The organism is Vogesella sp. XCS3 (assembly GCF_020616155.1).
In the GTDB taxonomy this organism is placed as follows: Bacteria; Pseudomonadota; Gammaproteobacteria; order Burkholderiales; family Chromobacteriaceae; genus Vogesella.
In genome coordinates this window covers 3,539,990-3,556,799 of the sequence record NZ_CP085530.1, presented here as the reverse complement: position 1 = coordinate 3,556,799, position 16,810 = coordinate 3,539,990, and the positions used below count along the sequence as shown (strand labels likewise).

18 protein-coding genes are annotated in these 16,810 nt (G+C 60.5%); 10 read left to right on the top strand and 8 right to left on the bottom strand.

Annotation, left to right across the window (positions count from 1 at the left end):
• Positions 1-10 precede the first annotated feature (10 nt).
• The 9 genes from LCH97_RS17005 to LCH97_RS16965 all read left to right on the top strand — a co-directional run bounded on the left by LCH97_RS17005 (position 11) and on the right by LCH97_RS16965 (position 6,422).
• Positions 11-211: a hypothetical protein gene (locus tag LCH97_RS17005; RefSeq protein ID WP_227302679.1), complete on the top strand. Its 201-nt coding sequence runs from the start codon at positions 11-13 to the stop codon at positions 209-211.
• Positions 212-321: 110 nt separating this feature from the next.
• On the top strand, positions 322-780 hold the full coding sequence (ptsN, locus tag LCH97_RS17000) for a PTS IIA-like nitrogen regulatory protein PtsN (RefSeq protein ID WP_017510097.1): 459 nt from the start codon (positions 322-324) through the stop codon (positions 778-780).
• Complete coding sequence (gene hprK, locus LCH97_RS16995; RefSeq protein WP_227302678.1) at positions 773-1,729, top strand: HPr(Ser) kinase/phosphatase; 957 nt, start codon at positions 773-775, stop codon at positions 1,727-1,729. Before ptsN ends, hprK begins: the two co-directional genes overlap by 8 nt.
• A complete protein-coding gene (gene rapZ, locus LCH97_RS16990) occupies positions 1,710-2,561 on the top strand; it encodes an RNase adapter RapZ (RefSeq protein ID WP_227302677.1) in 852 nt (283 codons plus the stop codon). Before hprK ends, rapZ begins: the two co-directional genes overlap by 20 nt.
• Positions 2,562-2,563: 2 nt before the next feature.
• Positions 2,564-2,935, top strand: coding sequence for a NusG domain II-containing protein (locus tag LCH97_RS16985; protein ID WP_227302676.1), 372 nt, complete (start codon positions 2,564-2,566; stop codon positions 2,933-2,935).
• The gene (locus tag LCH97_RS16980; RefSeq protein WP_227302675.1) at positions 2,916-3,467 is read left to right on the top strand and encodes a Gx transporter family protein; all 552 of its coding nucleotides are present in this window, start codon (positions 2,916-2,918) and stop codon (positions 3,465-3,467) included. Before LCH97_RS16985 ends, LCH97_RS16980 begins: the two co-directional genes overlap by 20 nt.
• A complete protein-coding gene (locus LCH97_RS16975; protein WP_227302674.1) occupies positions 3,437-4,051 on the top strand; it encodes a flavin prenyltransferase UbiX in 615 nt (204 codons plus the stop codon). Before LCH97_RS16980 ends, LCH97_RS16975 begins: the two co-directional genes overlap by 31 nt.
• Positions 4,048-5,526: an NAD(P)H-hydrate dehydratase gene (locus LCH97_RS16970; RefSeq protein WP_227302673.1), complete on the top strand. Its 1,479-nt coding sequence runs from the start codon at positions 4,048-4,050 to the stop codon at positions 5,524-5,526. The genes LCH97_RS16975 and LCH97_RS16970 overlap by 4 nt, the downstream gene beginning before the upstream one ends.
• Positions 5,523-6,422: a DMT family transporter gene (locus LCH97_RS16965; RefSeq protein WP_227302672.1), complete on the top strand. Its 900-nt coding sequence runs from the start codon at positions 5,523-5,525 to the stop codon at positions 6,420-6,422. The genes LCH97_RS16970 and LCH97_RS16965 overlap by 4 nt, the downstream gene beginning before the upstream one ends.
• Before the next feature lie 82 nt (positions 6,423-6,504).
• Here LCH97_RS16965 and ispH read toward each other — a convergent pair whose 3' ends face one another.
• The 8 genes from ispH to LCH97_RS16925 all read right to left on the bottom strand — a co-directional run bounded on the left by ispH (position 6,505) and on the right by LCH97_RS16925 (position 15,681).
• Positions 6,505-7,449: a 4-hydroxy-3-methylbut-2-enyl diphosphate reductase gene (gene ispH, locus LCH97_RS16960; RefSeq protein ID WP_227302671.1), complete on the bottom strand. Its 945-nt coding sequence runs from the start codon at positions 7,447-7,449 to the stop codon at positions 6,505-6,507.
• Between the two features lie 75 nt (positions 7,450-7,524).
• The gene (gene lspA, locus LCH97_RS16955; RefSeq protein ID WP_227305408.1) at positions 7,525-8,031 is read right to left on the bottom strand and encodes a signal peptidase II; all 507 of its coding nucleotides are present in this window, start codon (positions 8,029-8,031) and stop codon (positions 7,525-7,527) included.
• Positions 8,032-8,041: 10 nt separating this feature from the next.
• Positions 8,042-10,822 carry an isoleucine--tRNA ligase gene (gene ileS, locus LCH97_RS16950; RefSeq protein WP_227302670.1) on the bottom strand — a complete coding sequence of 927 codons (2,781 nt, stop codon included), beginning with the start codon at positions 10,820-10,822 and terminating at the stop codon, positions 8,042-8,044.
• Positions 10,819-11,754 carry a bifunctional riboflavin kinase/FAD synthetase gene (locus LCH97_RS16945; protein ID WP_026108168.1) on the bottom strand — a complete coding sequence of 312 codons (936 nt, stop codon included), beginning with the start codon at positions 11,752-11,754 and terminating at the stop codon, positions 10,819-10,821. The genes ileS and LCH97_RS16945 overlap by 4 nt, the downstream gene beginning before the upstream one ends.
• A 120-nt stretch (positions 11,755-11,874) precedes the next feature.
• Positions 11,875-12,549 carry an OmpA family protein gene (locus LCH97_RS16940; RefSeq protein WP_227302669.1) on the bottom strand — a complete coding sequence of 225 codons (675 nt, stop codon included), beginning with the start codon at positions 12,547-12,549 and terminating at the stop codon, positions 11,875-11,877.
• A 232-nt stretch (positions 12,550-12,781) separates the two neighbouring features.
• Positions 12,782-13,285, bottom strand: a complete 504-nt coding sequence (locus LCH97_RS16935) for a DUF934 domain-containing protein (protein WP_227302668.1) — start codon at positions 13,283-13,285, stop codon at positions 12,782-12,784.
• Positions 13,269-14,924, bottom strand: a complete 1,656-nt coding sequence (locus LCH97_RS16930) for a nitrite/sulfite reductase (RefSeq protein ID WP_227302667.1) — start codon at positions 14,922-14,924, stop codon at positions 13,269-13,271. Before LCH97_RS16930 ends, LCH97_RS16935 begins: the two co-directional genes overlap by 17 nt.
• A gap of 52 nt (positions 14,925-14,976) precedes the next feature.
• Complete coding sequence (locus tag LCH97_RS16925; protein ID WP_017510082.1) at positions 14,977-15,681, bottom strand: phosphoadenylyl-sulfate reductase; 705 nt, start codon at positions 15,679-15,681, stop codon at positions 14,977-14,979.
• 111 nt (positions 15,682-15,792) lie between these two features.
• Between LCH97_RS16925 and cysB the strand changes: the two genes are divergently transcribed.
• Positions 15,793-16,731, top strand: a complete 939-nt coding sequence (gene cysB / locus LCH97_RS16920; RefSeq protein ID WP_227302666.1) for an HTH-type transcriptional regulator CysB — start codon at positions 15,793-15,795, stop codon at positions 16,729-16,731.
• Positions 16,732-16,810: the final 79 nt, after the last annotated feature.

Genomic DNA, 16,810 nt, shown 5'->3' with positions numbered 1-16,810 from the left:
CGGGAGCCAGATGGCTCCCGTTTTTGTTTTCATGTCGCAATATGGTCATTTTTTTGCCTGTCTTGCCGATTTCCATGCTTCACCAGAGGGTAAACAGGGCAAAATGCGCATGCTCGGTCCGGGCCGCCAGATTCGCCAACCATACCGCATCATCTGCGTGAGCAGCCTGGATGTGCCGGGGCAGGCAGAACCCGGGCGCCAGACAATATGAGCGTGATACGCAGCGGCACTTATCCGACCCAGGCGGGTCTTACCCTGCCCTATTGCAAACAGCCGACTCGGCGTAGAATGGCCGACGGTTTTTTCCGGCAAATGTAAATCATGAGCTTGATTGGCAAGATTCTTCCGCAGCAGAACGTGCTGGCGGATGTAGATGTATCCAGCAAGAAACGCCTTTTCGAACAGGTAGGCCTGATGGTTGAAAACAGCCATGGCATCGCCCGTAGCGACATCTTCGACAGTCTGTTTGCCCGCGAAAAGCTGGGCTCTACCGGGCTGGGCCAGGGTGTAGCCATCCCGCATGGCCGGGTAAAAGGCCTGAAAGAGGCCACCGGCGTGTTTATACGCCTGGCCAGCCCTATTCCGTTCGACTCGCCAGACGGCAAGCCGGTCAACCTGCTGTTTGTCCTGCTAGTACCCGAGCAGGCTACCGACCTGCACCTGCAGGTGCTGTCCGAGCTGGCGCAGCTGTTTTCCAGCCGTAGCCTGCGCGAAAAAATGGCCAGCTGCGACGCGCTAACCCTGCACGAGTTGCTCACCGGAAACGCCACCCATGCCTAATATCAGTGTGCGCCGCCTGTACCAGGACAATCAGCACAAGCTGAGCCTGAGCTGGGTCGCCAGCCGCGCCGGCTCTGACAACCTGATCTCTAACGAAGAACAGCGGCCAACCCAGGCTCTGGTCGGCCACCTGAACTTTATCCACCCCAACCGGGTGCAAGTGCTGGGTCTGGCCGAGGTGGAGTACCTGAACAAGCTGGAACAAGCAGCAGCCCGCACCGCGCTGGACCAGCTGTTCCACAAGACCATGGCTGTGGTGATTGTCGCCAACGGCCAAGCCGTACCCAAACTGCTGCACGACTACTGCCAGACGCACAATGTGCCACTGATGAGCACGCCGCTGGAAAGCCCTTACCTGATGGACGTGCTGCGCATTTATCTGGCACGCGCGCTGGCGGTATCCACGGTGATGCATGGCGTGTTTCTGGATGTGCTGGAAATCGGCGTGCTGATCATGGGCGACTCGGCCATGGGTAAGAGCGAGCTGGCACTGGAGCTGATCTCGCGCGGCCACGGCCTGGTAGCCGATGATGCGGTAGAGCTTTACCGCATTGGCCCGGAAACGCTGGAAGGCCGCTGCCCACCGCTGCTGCGCGACTTTCTGGAAGTGCGCGGCCTGGGCATCCTGAACATTCGTACCATCTTTGGCGAAACCGCCGTGCGGCCCAAGAAAGTACTCAAGCTGATCATCCACCTGATGAAAGCCAACGACCAGGCCATGCAAGCGCTGGACCGCTTGAACATCCAGTCCGAGACCCAGGACATTCTGGGCGTGACGGTACGCAAGGTTGTGCTGCCCGTCGCAGCCGGCCGTAACCTAGCCGTACTGGTAGAAGCCGCCGTACGCAATTACATTTTGCAGTTGCGCGGCATAGACAGCACGCGCGAGTTCATCGACCGCCATACCAATCTGCTACGGGACCAGGAACATGCAGCTGATTCTGATTAGTGGCCTATCCGGCTCCGGCAAATCTGTTGCACTGCGCGTACTGGAAGACAGTGGCTACTACTGTGTGGACAACTTGCCGCCCACCATGCTGGCCGACGCCATTGCGCTGTACCACGAACACGGCCACAGCCAGATAGCCATCAGCGTAGACACGCGATCGGCACCAACCCTGGCCGCCCTGCCTAATGCCATCAAGGCGCTGCGGGCACTGGATATCGACGTCCGCCTGCTCTACCTGGAAGCCAGTACCGATATCTTGGTCAAGCGCTTTTCCGAGACACGGCGCCGCCACCCGCTGTCCAATGGCCACCTGACCGTAGAAGAATGCATCCGCCTGGAGCGCGAGATGCTCGAACATGTCGGCGAGCTTGGCCACCGTATCGACACCAGCCACTTGTCAGCCAATGCACTACGGGGCTATGTGAAGCTGCTGGCCGGCGCCGACGGCAGCCGCATGACGGTGGTGTTCGAATCTTTCGGCTTCAAGCACGGCATCCCGCTGGATGCCGACTTCGTGTTCGACGTGCGCTGCCTGCCTAACCCCTACTACGAAGAGGCTCTGCGGCCGCTTACCGGCCGCGACCAAGCCATCTGCGACTTCTTTGCCGGCGAGCCGGAAGTACAAGCCATGGAAGACGATATCCGCACTTTCCTGGCCACCTGGCTGCCACGCTTCAAACAGGACAACCGCAGCTACGTCACTATCGCCATCGGCTGTACCGGTGGCCAGCACCGCTCGGTTTATCTTACCGAACGGCTGGCTGCCAGCTTTGCTGACGAGCAGGTGCTGATCCGTCACCGCCAGCTAGGTGGCCGCAGCGGCGACCACTAGCCGTGCATCTGGCCCTGTTCAAGGCAGGTGACGTGCTGGTTGCGGCCATACTGGCCCTAAGCTGCTTCGGCAGCTTTTATTTTCTGTGGTACCACAGCGGCCGCGCCAGCCACGTGCTGCTGTACCAGAATGGCCAGTTGGTACAACGTTGGCCGCTGCGGCTCGATAGCCGGTTTACCTTGCAAGGCCCGCTGGGGCCAACCATTGTCGAAATACGCCAGGGGCGGGCGCGCATCGCTGCCGACCCCAGCCCACGCCAGTATTGCGTACAGCAAGGCTGGCTAAGCGGCCCGGGCAGTACCGCACTCTGCCTGCCCAACCGCACGGCCATTACCCTGGAAGGCGATAGCGGCCATGACTCGCTGGCATACTGACACCGCGCTACAGCCCAGCGCCTACGACCTGCAGCTGGCCAGGTTGGCCGCAGTCGGCCTGGCTCTGTCGCTACTGGAGGTGGCGATCCCCTCGCCCTTGCCCGGCATCAAACCCGGCCTGGCCAATATCGTTACCCTGATTGCCCTGTACCAGCTAGGCTGGCGTGCCGCCGTATGGGTGAGCCTGCTGCGCATCGTGGCCGCCGGACTGATGCTGGGCAGCCTGTTTACCCCCGGTTTTTGGCTAAGCTTGGCGGGCGGCGCAAGCAGCGTGCTGATGCTGGGACTGGCCAGCCATCTGCCGGCACGCTATTTCAGTGTGCTGAGCCACAGTATGCTGGCCGGCATGGCCCATCTTGCAGGACAATTACTGCTAGCGCGGCTATGGCTCATCCCCAACGATGCGGTCTGGCAGCTGCTACCCCCTTTAATGCTTAGCAGCCTGCTGGCCAGTATGGCCACCGGCTTGCTGGCCCTGAAACTGCTGGAGCAACTCACCCCATGCCAAGCCAAACCATTACCGTCGCCCTGACCGGCGCCTCCGGGCTGCCCTATGGCCTGCGCCTGATAGAGTGCCTGCTCGCAGCCGGCGTGCGCGTATGGGTACTGTATTCCCAGGCAGCCCAGGTAGTGGCACAGCAGGAAATGAACCTGACCCTGCCGTCACGCCCGGCCGCCTTTCAGAGTTGGCTGGAAGCACAATACCAGCCAGCCGAAGGCCTGCTGCGCGTCTACGGGCGTGAAGAATGGTTTGCGCCACCCGCATCGGGCTCCAACCCGGCAGATGCCATGGTGGTCTGCCCCTGCTCGATGGGTACGCTGGCTGCCATCGCAGCCGGTAGCAGCGACAACCTGATCGAGCGTGCCGCCGATGTCAGCATCAAGGAACAGCGCAAGCTGGTACTGGTACCGCGCGAGGCGCCACTCTCGGCCATTCATCTGGAAAACATGCTGAAGCTGGCACGGCTGGGCGTGTGCATCCTGCCGCCCAGCCCCGGCTTTTATACCCACCCGCAAAGCGTGCAGGACATGGTGGACTTTGTCGTGGCACGCATCATGGACCAAGTCGGCGTCGCGCATACCCTGCTGCCACGCTGGGGAGAAGACCGCGCATGATCACACCAGCACACAGCCTGCTGTCCTTGCAGGCACTACGGCAGCTGGAGCAAAACGCAGAGGCCTCAGGCCTGCAGTTAATGCAACGCGCCGCCCAAGCCATTGCCCAATGGTGCCAGGCGCATATCCAGCCCGCTGCGGCCATTCTGGTGGCGGCAGGCCCCGGCAATAACGGTGGCGACGCCATCCTGGCGGCCTGCTTGCTGAAACAAGCCGGCTACGCAGTAGAAGTCCTGCTACCCGAGCCGCGGGTAAACGCTGCCGTCGCAGCCGCCTTGCAACGCTGGCAAACGTTGGGCGGCAATGTGCGGCCAACCCTGGGCGATACCACACCCGCCTGGCTGCTGGACGGCCTGTTTGGCGTCGGGCTGAGCCGGCCACTCGGCGGCGCGTGGTTGCATCTGATTCGCCGACTAAACAGCCTGCCCTGCCCCAAGCTGGCGATCGACATCCCCAGTGGCCTGGACGCCTGGACAGGCCAGCCTCGTGGCATCGCGCTACGCGCCAGCCATACCCTGAGCCTGCTTTGCCCCAAGCCTGGCCTGTATACCGGCCAAGGGCGCGACTACTGCGGCCACACCAGTATTGCCCTGCTGGATTGCCCGCCTGCCCACTACCCGGAAGCCAGCGGCAGCATTGCCGTGCCCTCGGCGCTAGCGCTAAAGCGCCGCCACAGCAGCCACAAAGGCAGCTACGGCAGCGTCAGTGTGATTGGCGGTGCCCGCGGCATGAGTGGCGCCGCCATTCTGGCTGGCCGTGCTGCTTTGGCCCTGGGGGCAGGCAAAGTATTTGTGCATACGCAAGACGCACTGCTACTGGACCCGGCCACCCCCGAGCTGATGCTGCGCCCCTGGCAAGACGGCATGAATGTGCCTGCGGCCAACGTGATGCTGATCGGCCCCGGCCTGGGGCTAAGCGACCAAGCGCACCAGGCACTGGACGCGCTGCTGCTGCACGACAACACCCTGGTACTGGACGCCGATGCGCTGAACCTGCTGGCTGCCGACAGCCAGCTACAGGCACGCCTGCGCCAGCGCAGCTACCCTACGCTGCTCACGCCGCACCCCAGCGAAGCCGCGCGCCTGCTGGACTGCAGCACCGAGCAGATCCAGGCCGACCGCATCGCCGCCGCCCAGCAGCTTGCGCGGCAGTTTGCCTGCAACGTTCTGCTCAAAGGCAGCGGCACGCTGCTGGCCAGTAGCGGCCAACCTTACCGCCTGCTGGTACACGGCAGCCCGGCACTAGCCGTAGCCGGCCAGGGCGACTTGCTGGGTGGCGCCATTTGCGCCCTGCTGGCACAAGGCATGTCCCTACTTGATGCTGCCCATCTGGCGGCCGACCTGCACGCCTGCGCGGGCGAACAGTACGAAGCCGCGCAAGGTGGCCCCATCGGCCTGAGTGCCAGCACCACCTTGCAACTAATGAGCCACGAACTGAACCAGCGCCTGAAACAGGCAGGAGCCCCCGCATTTTGACTTCGCAACACAAAGCTTACGTTTTTGGTTTATCCGCCGTACTGGCCTGGTCCACCGTGGCCAGCGCCTTCAAGCTCAGCCTGGCGCACCTCAGCCCGGCGCAGCTGGTGCTGTACGCCAGCGTGTTCTCGCTGCTGTCGCTGCTGGCCATACTGGGCTGGCAGGGCCGGCTAGCCACCCTTCCCGCCGCCCTGCGCCAGCACTGGCGCCGCAGCGCCATACTGGGCGCGGTGAACCCGTTCGCCTACTACCTGATCCTGTTCCAGGCTTACGACCTGCTACCGGCGCAAGAAGCCCAGGCCATCAACTACACCTGGGCGCTGACCATGACCCTGCTGGCCGTACCGGTGCTGGGGCAAAAACTCAAGCTGCAGGACAGCCTGGCAGCATTGGTGTGCTATAGCGGCGTGCTGACCATCGCCACGCGCGGCGCGCCGCTGGCGCTGAATTTCAGCAACCTGGCCGGCGTCGGCTTTGCCTTGCTGTCCACCCTGCTATGGGCGGGCTACTGGCTGTTCAACGCCAAAGACGAGCGCGAGCCGGTAATGGGCCTCACGCTGAACTTCCTGTTATCGCTACCGCTAACCCTGCTATGGTGCGCCGCCACTGGCGAGCTGACCCCGGTAGCGTGGCAAGGCATCGCGGGCGCCGCCTATGTTGGCGCGCTGGAAATGGGCTTTACCTTTGTGCTGTGGCTCTCGGCCATGAAGCTCACCAGCAGTACCGCGCGCATTGCCAACCTGATCTTCCTGTCGCCCATCCTGTCGCTGATGCTGATCAGCACGCTGCTGGGCGAGCCCATCCTGCCCAGCACCCTCACCGGCCTGGGCTTGATTCTGGGCGGGCTGCTACTGCAAAAGCTACCTATCCCTGGCCTGCGCACGGCACGCGCTTGAACCCTGGCCTGCGCCACGGCAGCATAAGAAAAGCGGCCAACCTTTAACGGGTTGGCCGCTTTTTCATCCTGCTAGCGCTATATCAGGCTGCGGGCTTGGCGTCGCGCAGGCCCGGCGGCAGCGCGAAGGTAATGTGCTCTTCCACGCCATCCAGCTCGCTCACCGTGTCGGCACCAAAGGCCTTGATCTGCTCGATGACCGCCTGAACCAGCACCTCCGGGGCGCTGGCACCGGCAGTTACCCCTACGCGCTGCTTGCCGTCAAACCACGCGGCTTGCAGCAGGCTGGCGTTGTCTACCATATAGGCATCCACGCCTTTCAACGCCGCCACTTCGCGCAGGCGGTTGGAGTTGGAGCTATTGGGCGAGCCCACCACCACCACGATATCGCACTCGTCAGCCAGTACTTTTACCGCATCCTGGCGGTTTTGCGTGGCGTAGCAGATGTCGTCTTTCTTCGGGCTGTGGATAGCCGGGAAGCGAGCCTTCAGCGCGGCGATGATATCGCGCGTTTCGTCCACCGACAGCGTGGTCTGGCTCACGTAGGACAGCGCTGCGGGGTTGGCTACCTGCAGCGTGGCCACATCGTCTACCGACTCCACCAGATACATGCGGCTATGCACCTGCCCCATGGTGCCTTCCACCTCGGGGTGGCCTTTATGGCCGATCATGATGATCTCCATCTCGGCCTGGTGCATGCGTTTTACCTCGACATGCACCTTGGTCACCAGCGGGCAAGTGGCGTCGTACACGGTCAGGCCCAGCGCTTCGGCCTCCTCGCGTACCGACAGCGGCACACCATGGGCCGAGTAGATCAGCGTGCTGCCGGCCGGCACGTCTTTCAGCTCTTCGATGAAGATCGCCCCTTTGGCACGCAGGTTGTCCACAACGAAACGGTTATGCACGACTTCGTGGCGCACATAAATCGGCGCACCGTATTTTTCCAGCGCGCGCTCGACGATGGCGATGGCGCGGTCCACCCCGGCACAGAAGCCGCGCGGGTTAGCCAGCATGATGGTCTTCGTCATCGGTAATCCTTTTCATGAAAGAGGCCGCCTGTGGCGGCCTGTTAGCCAGGGTTGGCCGCATGCGGCCAGGCTGGCTCAGCGTTTGGTTTGCCTGAAGCTGTCCAGCACCATTAGCACGGCACCCACGCAGATGAAGCTGTCAGCAATATTGAACGCCGGGTAGTACCAGCTTTGCTGCCAGTGCACCTGGATAAAATCAATCACGTGGCCGTGAAGCAGGCGGTCTATCACATTACCCAGCGCCCCACCCATGATGAAGGCGGCGGCCACGTTCATCAGGCTGCCGAACTGGCGCTGCAGTATCTGCCAGCCTAGCCAGCCGGATACGGCAAACGCCAGGCCGCTAAAGAAGAACTTCTGCCAGCCACCGGCGTCGGCCAGAAAACTGAACGCGGCACCAGGGTTATACAGCAGGGTGAAGTTCAACAGCGACGGAATCACCTCGCGCTGCTCGCCGTACTGGTAGCTGCCGTTGAAGTACACCTTGGTCAGCTGATCCAGCACGATGATGGCAGCCGCCAGCACGAACCACTTGGCCACACTGGCTGCCTGTTCAGCCGCCGGGGCTGCCGCCCCGGCCATTTTGCCTTGCTCAAGCATGCAGACGAGCCTCGCCTGCGCCGTCGATATTGTCTACGCAGCGGCCGCACACATGGCCGTGGCCAGCGTGGGTACCCACGTCGGCACGGTAGTGCCAGCAACGATCGCACTTCTCGTGGCTGGACGGCGTCACGCTGATGCCAGTCTCGGCCGCTTCGGTCAGGCTCACCTGCGACACCATCAGCACAAACTTGAGCTCATCGCCCAGGCTGGCCAGGTGCTGGTACAGCTCGCCACCGGCGGTGACAGCCAGCTCGGCCTGCAGCGAAGAGCCCAACTGGTCGGCGCTACGCAGTGCTTCGATTTCCTTGTTCACTTGGGCACGGAAGGCACGGATGGCTTGCCATTTGGCAACCAGCGCTTCTTCGGCACCCACGGTCGGGTTCGGGAACTCGTGCCATACGTGGAACAGCGGGGTTTCCTCATCGCTACCCAGCAGCACTTCCCACGCCTCGTCAGCGGTAAAGCACAGGATAGGCGACAGCAACAGCAACAGGCTGCGCGTGATGTGGTACAGCGCGGTCTGGGCGCTACGGCGTGCGGCACTATCGGCGGCCGTGGTGTACAGGCGATCTTTCAGGATATCCAGATAGAACGCGCCCAGGTCTTCCGAGCAGTAGTTCACGATGTCTTGCACCGAGTGGTGGAAGGCATAACGCGGGTACAGTTCGCCGGTAATTTTCTCCTGCATTTCCTTGGCCATCATCAGCGCGTAGCGGTCGATCTCGCTCAGGCGCTCGTACGGCACAGCGTGTTCCATCGGGTTGAAGTCCGACAGGTTGGCCAGCAAGAAGCGCAGGGTATTGCGCAGACGACGGTAGCTTTCGGTGACACGTTTGAGGATCTCGTCCGAGATCGCCAGCTCGCCGGAGTAATCGGTCGACGCGACCCACAGGCGCAGGATGTCGGCGCCCAGGCTGTCGTTCACCTTTTGCGGTGCCACCACGTTGCCTTTGGACTTGGACATCTTCAAGCCCTTGCCGTCTACCACAAAACCGTGGGTCAGCAGCTGCTGGTAAGGCGCGCGGCCGATGGTGGCGCAACCGGTCAGCAGCGAGGACTGGAACCAGCCGCGGTGCTGGTCGGAGCCTTCCAGATACAGGTCGGCCGGCCACGCCAGCTCGGCGCGCTGCTTGAGCACGGCAAAGTGGGTGGAGCCGGAATCAAACCACACGTCCAGCGTGTCGGTAAGTTTGCGGTAGTTGGCCGCCTCGTCACCCAGCAGCTCGGCAGCATCCAGGCTGAACCAGGCTTCGATGCCCTGCTTCTCGATACGCAGCGCTACCTGCTCCAGCAGCTCGGCCGAACGCGGGTGCAGCTCGCCGCTTTCCTTGTGGATAAAGAAAGTCATCGGCACGCCCCAGTTACGCTGGCGCGATACGCACCAGTCCGGGCGGTTGCCGATCATGGCTTCCAGTCGGGCACGGCCCCAGGCCGGGAAAAACTCGGTGCTATCCACCGCCTGCTTGGCACGCTGGCGCAGTACCTGGCCGTCGTTACCGGCCTTGTCCATGCCGATGAACCACTGCGGCGTAGCGCGGAAGATGATCGGGGTTTTGTGGCGCCAGCAGTGCGGGTAGCTATGGAACAGCTTGTCCTGATGTACCAGTGCAGCGCGCTCTTGCAGCACTTCGATCACTTTCGGATTGGCTTCCCATACCGACAGGCCGGCAAACAGCTCGGTGGTGGACTTGTAGCGGCCGTTGTCGGCTACCGGGTTGTCCACGGGAATGCCGTAGACCTGACCCACCTGGAAGTCTTCCAGGCCGTGCGCCGGGGCGGTATGTACCAGGCCGGTACCGGCATCGGTAGTTACGTGGTCACCGCAGATCACCGGTACTTCACGGGCGTAGAACGGGTGCGCCAGGCGCAGCAGTTCCAGCTTGTCGCCGGTGGTTTCGCCCAGCACGGTGTAGCTTTCCACACCGTAGCGTTTCATGGTGGCTTCCACCAGGTCCTTGGCCAGGATCAGCTTGCCCTTGGCGCACTCCACCAACTGGTAAACCAGCTTGGCGCTGACCGATACCGCCTGGTTGGCCGGCAGGGTCCACGGCGTGGTGGTCCAGATCACGGCCATGGCACCTTCTACGTTGGCCGCGGCAAAGGCTGCGGCCAACTTGTCGGTATCCACCACGCGGAAGCCGACGTCGATAGCCGGGGAGGTTTTGTCTTCGTATTCCACTTCTGCTTCGGCCAGGGCAGAGCCGCACTCGATACACCAGTGCACCGGCTTTTCACCCTTCATCAGGTAGCCGTTTTCAAAAATCTTGCCCAGGGTGCGCACGATGTCGGCTTCAGTCTTGAAGTCCATCGTCAGGTACGGGTTGTCCCAGTCGCCCAGTACGCCCAGACGGATGAAGTCTTTCTTCTGGCGGGCAATCTGCTCGTGCGCGTATTCGCGGCACAGCTCGCGGAACTTGGCCGCAGGGATATCCTTGCCGTGCAGCTTTTCTACCATCAGCTCGATAGGCAGGCCGTGGCAATCCCAGCCGGGTACATAAGGCGCGTCAAAACCGGACAGCGTTTTGGAACGAACGATGATGTCCTTCAGGATCTTGTTAACCGCATGGCCGATGTGAATGTCGCCGTTGGCGTACGGTGGGCCATCATGCAGGATGAACTTGGGTCGGCCAGCCGCCATTTTGCGCAGCTTCTGGTAACGCTGCTGCTCGGTCCAGCGCTTCAGCCAGGCGGGTTCACGTTTGGCCAGATCACCGCGCATAGGGAACGGTGTATCCAGCAGGTTGACGGTTTTACGGTAGTCGATGCTCATGCCTGATCTCGTTGCAAACTGGTCAAATAGGTTTTGGCGCTGGCGGCATCGCGTTCGATTTGTGCCACCAGCTCGTTAAAATCATCGTAGCGCGCTTCATCGCGCAGTTTTTTCAGGAAGTGCACCGAAATTCGCTGGCCATACAAGTCGCCATGAAAATCAAACAGATGCACTTCCAGCTTGTAGTTCTGAGTCGTGGTCACCGTCGGGTTTTTACCCAGGCTTGCCACCCCGCCCAGACGGCCATGCGGGGTATCCACTTGCACCACAAAAATGCCTTCCAGGGCGGGCTTACGGTGCGGCAGGTGCACATTTGCCGTCGGGAAGCCGATAGTACGGCCCAGCTTTTGCCCATGCATGACTTTGCCGCTGATCTGATACGGGCGGCCCAATAGCCGACCCGCGCTATCCAGATCACCTGCGGCCAACCTGTCGCGCACCAGCGTACTGGAAGCACGCTCACCAGCCACTAGCACTGAGGGCATGGCCTCGGTCACAAAACCGGGGTGCTGCTGCAGCAGGGCAAAGTCACCTTTGCGATCCGCGCCAAACTGGAAATCATCACCGATCAACAAATAGCGGGTCTGCAGCTCGTCCAGCAAAACCTGCTGGACAAACTGCCCGGCAGGCATGCGGGAGAACGCATGGTTAAAACGGTAGATAAATACATAGTCAAGCTGCGCCTGTTGCGCCAGGAACTGCAGCTTGTCCCGCAGCACAGCCAAGCGTGCCGGTGGTTGCTGGCGTGCAAAAAATTCGCGCGGGTGCGGCTCGAATGTCAACAAGGCAGAAGGCAGGCCACGCGCGGCCGCCTCCTCCCGCAAACGGGCCAGCATACGCTGATGCCCCAGATGGACACCGTCAAAATTGCCGATAGTCAGGGCACAAGGGGGTAACGCAAAACGGCGGGGGTTCCCCAAAAACGCACGCATGGGCGGCTCGATAACAGATCAAAACATCCGATTTTAACCAGCCAACCCCAACATTGCCAGCCATAGCGAAAAACAAAAAAGCCCCGGGCTAGCCGGGGCTTTTGCAGCAAGATCAGCAGATTACTGCTGAACTTCCTTGGCGGTTTCTACAGTCACGTCAAAGCGACGGTCGCTAGCCAGGCAAGCGATCAGGTCTGCACGCTTCTTGAACTTCTTGGCAGTGCATTCTGCAGTCAGTTTGGCTTCGGACTCGCCTTTGCCTACTGCAGTTACTTTGTCGGCCGGTACACCAGCAGCAACGAAGTAGTCTTTAACAGCGTCAGCACGTTTCTGGGACAGTGCCTGGTTGTACTTGTCGGAACCCAGGTAGTCGGTGTGGCCTTCAACTGCTACGGATTTCAGCAGTTTGTCAGCTTTCAGGCTGGAAACCAGCGCTTCCAGTTGCTGGTTACCGGCAACGATTTGTGCGCTGTTGAAACCGAACAGGCCTTCTGCGGACAGACTAACGGTTTTGATAACGATTTGTGGCTTAGGTGCTACGACAACTGGGGCCGGAGCTGGTTTTGGAGCAGGAGCCGGGGCCGGGGCCGGCTTGGCTGCTTCACGATCGCCGCACTCAACCAGACCATCACGCGCTTTGTCGTAAGTGGTCGGCAAGCGCCAGCATTCGCCGTAACCGTTTTTCACTACCGGGGAGCCGGACTGGTTGTTGGCGTAGCCTTCGTTAGCTGCAAAAGCATTGCCGGTCAGCAGCAGGGTAGCCAGCAGAGCGCTCAGCTTGATCGATTTTTTCATTTTACTTCCTCTTTGTTGAAACGCGTTCCGCCATTGTTTAAACAGGCCGTGACAACCTGATTAAGCGTGGCACCACAGAACGAATGTCGAAAAATCAGCACAATTGGTAAGACATTTTCTGTGACTATAGGTAAGCAGCTTAGACTATGTCAACGCCAAGTACCCAAAGTTCACGCAAAAACACAACACCTTTCAGGCAAATCTTATCGAAACAAATAAGTCGAAGTTGCACTCAAGCAACAATTAACGACACACGCCGCCTCAACAGTGGTACCGGTTGCAAAACCGTTGCTTGATACTGCTCGCTGAAATCATCCAGCCCGGCCAAGGCTGCAGCGGCATCGCGATCGGCGCGGATCGCGAATACATCAAAGCCGACCTGGGCCATATACGACAGTTGGTCGCGCAGCACATCGCCGATAGCGCGCAACTCGCCCTGATAGCCATGGCGTTCACGCAACAAACGGGCATGACTGTAACCACGCCCATCAGAAAACGCCGGGAAGTCGATGGCAATCAGGGGTAGCGCAGACAAATGGGGCTGTAGCTCTGCCACATCTTGCTCGGGCGCCAGCCATACCGCCATCCGGCCTTCATGTGCTGTGTCTTTACGCTCAAGATAGACAGCCAGCGGCAAAATGACATCTTCTTTTATCGAAAATTCTTCGTCTGCACTGCGTACCAAGCGCCAACTGTCGCTATCCACCACTGCACGATTCTTAATGAGATTTTGCATACACACGCTCCTTGAACGGGTCCAGACCGATACGGCGAACAGTTTCGATGAAGTGCTCGCCGTCCTGGCGCTGCTCTACATACAAGGTCATGATTTTTTCAAATGCAGCAGGCACGTCGGCTTGCGCAAAAGAAGGTCCGATCACTTTGCCGATGGCGGTGTAATTGCCCTGGCTACCGCCCAGTGTGATCTGGTACCACTCCTGGCCGTTTTTATCGACCCCCAGAATGCCGATATTGCCAATGTGGTGGTGGCCACAGGCGTTCATGCAGCCGGAGAAGTTGCAGTCGATATCGCCTAGGTCAAACAGGTAGTCGAGGTCATCGAACTTGCGCTGGATGGCCTCCGCCACCGGGATGGAACGCGCATTGGCCAAGTCGCAGAAATCACCACCCGGGCAGCAGATAATGTCGGTCAGCAAGCCGATGTTCGGCGTGGCAAAGCCGTGCTCGCGCGCCAGCTGCCACACGGTGTACAGATCGCTTTCTTTCACATCCGGCAGAATCAGGTTCTGTTCGTGCGCGGAACGAATCTCGCCAAAACCGAAGCGATCGGCCATATCCGCTACTGCATCCATCTGGTCAGCGGTAATGTCGCCCGGCGGTACGCCGGTTTTCTTCAGCGACAATACTACCGAACGATAGCCGGCGCGTTTGTGGGTGCGGGTGTTGCGTTCTATCCAGCGGGCAAAGGCAGGCTCGGCCAGCTTGTCGGTGAACTCGGCCGGGTTGGCCGCCAGCGTTTCGTACGCAGGGTCGGTAAAGAAGCCAGCGTAGTACGCCACATCGGCATCGGTCAGCGTGGACGGGCCGTCCTTCAGGTGTAGCCACTCATCTTCTACCTTGGCGGCAAACGCCTCCACGGTCATGGCCTGTACCAGAATCTTGATGCGGGCTTTGTACTTGTTGTCGCGGCGGCCATAGCGGTTGTACACACGCAGTACCGCGTCCAGATAAGTGAGCAGATGCTGCGGCGGCAGGAACTCGCGCACTACCTTGCCAACAATCGGAGTACGGCCCAGACCACCGCCTACCAGCACGCGGAAGCCAACTTCGCCGGCGTCGTTGCGCACCACGTGCAGGCCGATATCGTGCACCTGTGTGGCGGCGCGGTCGTCTTGGCTACCGGATACGGCAATCTTGAACTTGCGCGGCAGGTAGGCGAACTCGGGGTGCAGCGTGCTCCACTGGCGGATGATTTCACAGTAGGCGCGGCCATCGATCAGCTCGTCAGCGGCGACACCGGCAAAGGCATCGGTGGTGGTATTACGCACGCAGTTGCCGGATGTCTGGATGGCGTGCATTTCCACGTCGGCCAGCTCGGCAAGGATATCCGGCACGCGCGCCAGTTCCGGCCAGTTGAACTGGATGTTCTGGCGCGTGGTGAAGTGGCCATAGCCACGGTCGTAGGTGCGCGCGATGTGCGCCAGCTTGCGCATTTGCAGGCTGGAGAAATGGCCATAGGGAATGGCCACACGCAGCATGGGCGCGTGGCGCTGGATATACAGGCCATTCATCAGGCGCAGCGGGCGGAACTCTTCTTCCGATAGCTCGCCGGCCAGATAGCGCTGTGTCTGGCTGCGGAACTGCTCTACCCGCTCGCGCACCAGACGGAAATCGACTTCATCGTACTTGTACATGCCGTGCTCTCTTGATCAAGGTTGGCCGCATACTGCGGCCAACGTCTCCGTATTAGTCGGGGCGTTTCAGCGGGCTGGCTTTCACGTGCAGGCCACACTCTTTGGATTCGGGGTTTTCCCACCACCAGCGGCCGGCGCGGATATCCTCGCCCATGGCGATGGGGCGCGTACAGGGGGCACAGCCGATGGAGGGCACATGTTTGTCGTGCAGGGCGTTATAAGGCACGCCGTGCTCGCGGATGTAGGCCCAGATGTCTTTTTCTGTCCACTCGATCAGCGGGTTGTACTTCATCAGGCCGTTGTCCGCGTCGTGCTCGCGGTCGCCCAGGTCTTGCCGGGTCGGCGATTGCTGGCGGCGCAGGCCGGTAATCCAGGCGTCCAGGCCGGACAAGGCGCGCTTGAGCGGGGCGATCTTGCGGATGTGGCAACAGGATTTACGCTGCTCTACGCTGTTATAGAAGGCATTGATGCCGTTCTCGTTAACGTAAGCTTCCAGCGCGGCGGCGTCCGGGTAGTACACACGGATAGGGTAAGCCGGGTAGGCCTCGCCCACTTTCTGCATCAGGTCATAGGTTTCCAGCGGCAGGCGGCCGGTATCCAGGCTGAAAATGGCAATGGGGAGTGACAGTTTGGCGATCAGATGCGTCAGCACCATATCTTCGGCGCCAAAGCTGTTGGCCAAAGCCACCTTGCCATGCGTGCGGGCAATTTCCTGCAGCAGGGCTTCGGTCTGGGCTAGCTTGTCGGCAAGGCTCATCGGGTGCCTCCTGGGCATACGGACAGAGGATGCCATGTTAGCCAAAGGCTTTAAATCGGAAAAGAATATTGTGTTAGTATTTAATTACTTTCAGTTTTAAGAGATCAAGACATGAAACTCCAGCAATTGCGCTATCTGGTGGAAGTGGCCAAACAGGGGCTGAACGTTTCCGAGGCGGCAGAAAAACTGCACACCTCGCAGCCCGGTATTTCCAAACAGATTCGCCTGCTGGAAGACGAGCTGGGTATTCAGGTATTCATCCGTAACGGCAAGCGCGTGGTGGCCGTGTCCGAGCCGGGCAAAGAGGTATTGCGTATCTCCGAACGCATCCTGCGCGAGGCACAAAACCTGAAACGCGTGGGCGACGAGTTCTCCAAAGAAGCCGAAGGTGCGCTCACCATCGCCACCACCCACACCCAGGCACGCTACGCCCTGCCTGGCGTGATTGCCGAATTTGTGCGCCGCTACCCCAAGGTACGCCTGTCGATCAAGCAAGGCAGCCCGACACAGATTTGCGATATGGTGGTCTCTGGCGAGGCCGACCTGGCCATCGCCACAGAAGGCATTTCGCTCTATAAAGAGCTGGCCATGTTGCCCTGCTACGAATGGAACCGCAGTATCGTGGCGCCAGAAGGCCACCCCTTGCTGTCGTTGGGCCGGCCGCTCACGCTGGATGACATCGCCAGTTTCCCCATCATTACCTACGATTTTGCCTTTGCCGGGCGCTCCCGTATCAACCAGGCGTTTACCGATGCCGGCAAAACACCGAATGTGGTACTCACCGCCATCGATACCGACGTAATCAAAACCTACGTCAAACTGGGCCTGGGTATCGGCATTATCGCCAGCATGGCGTTCGAACCCGAGCGCGATACCGGCTTGCAAGCGCTGGACGCCAGTCACCTGTTTGAGCCGTCCACCACCAAAATCGGCATCCGCAAGGACGCCTACTTGCGCGGCTACGCCTACACCTTTGTCGAGCTGTTTGCACCGCACCTGCACCGCAAAGAGGTAGACAGCGCGCTGCACCACGGTGATGACGAGGCATAAGTCCCTCGCGCAGCCAACAGCTGGCCAGCCACCATGAAAAAACCCGCCAACCTGGCGGGTTTTTTATTGCTAGCCTTGC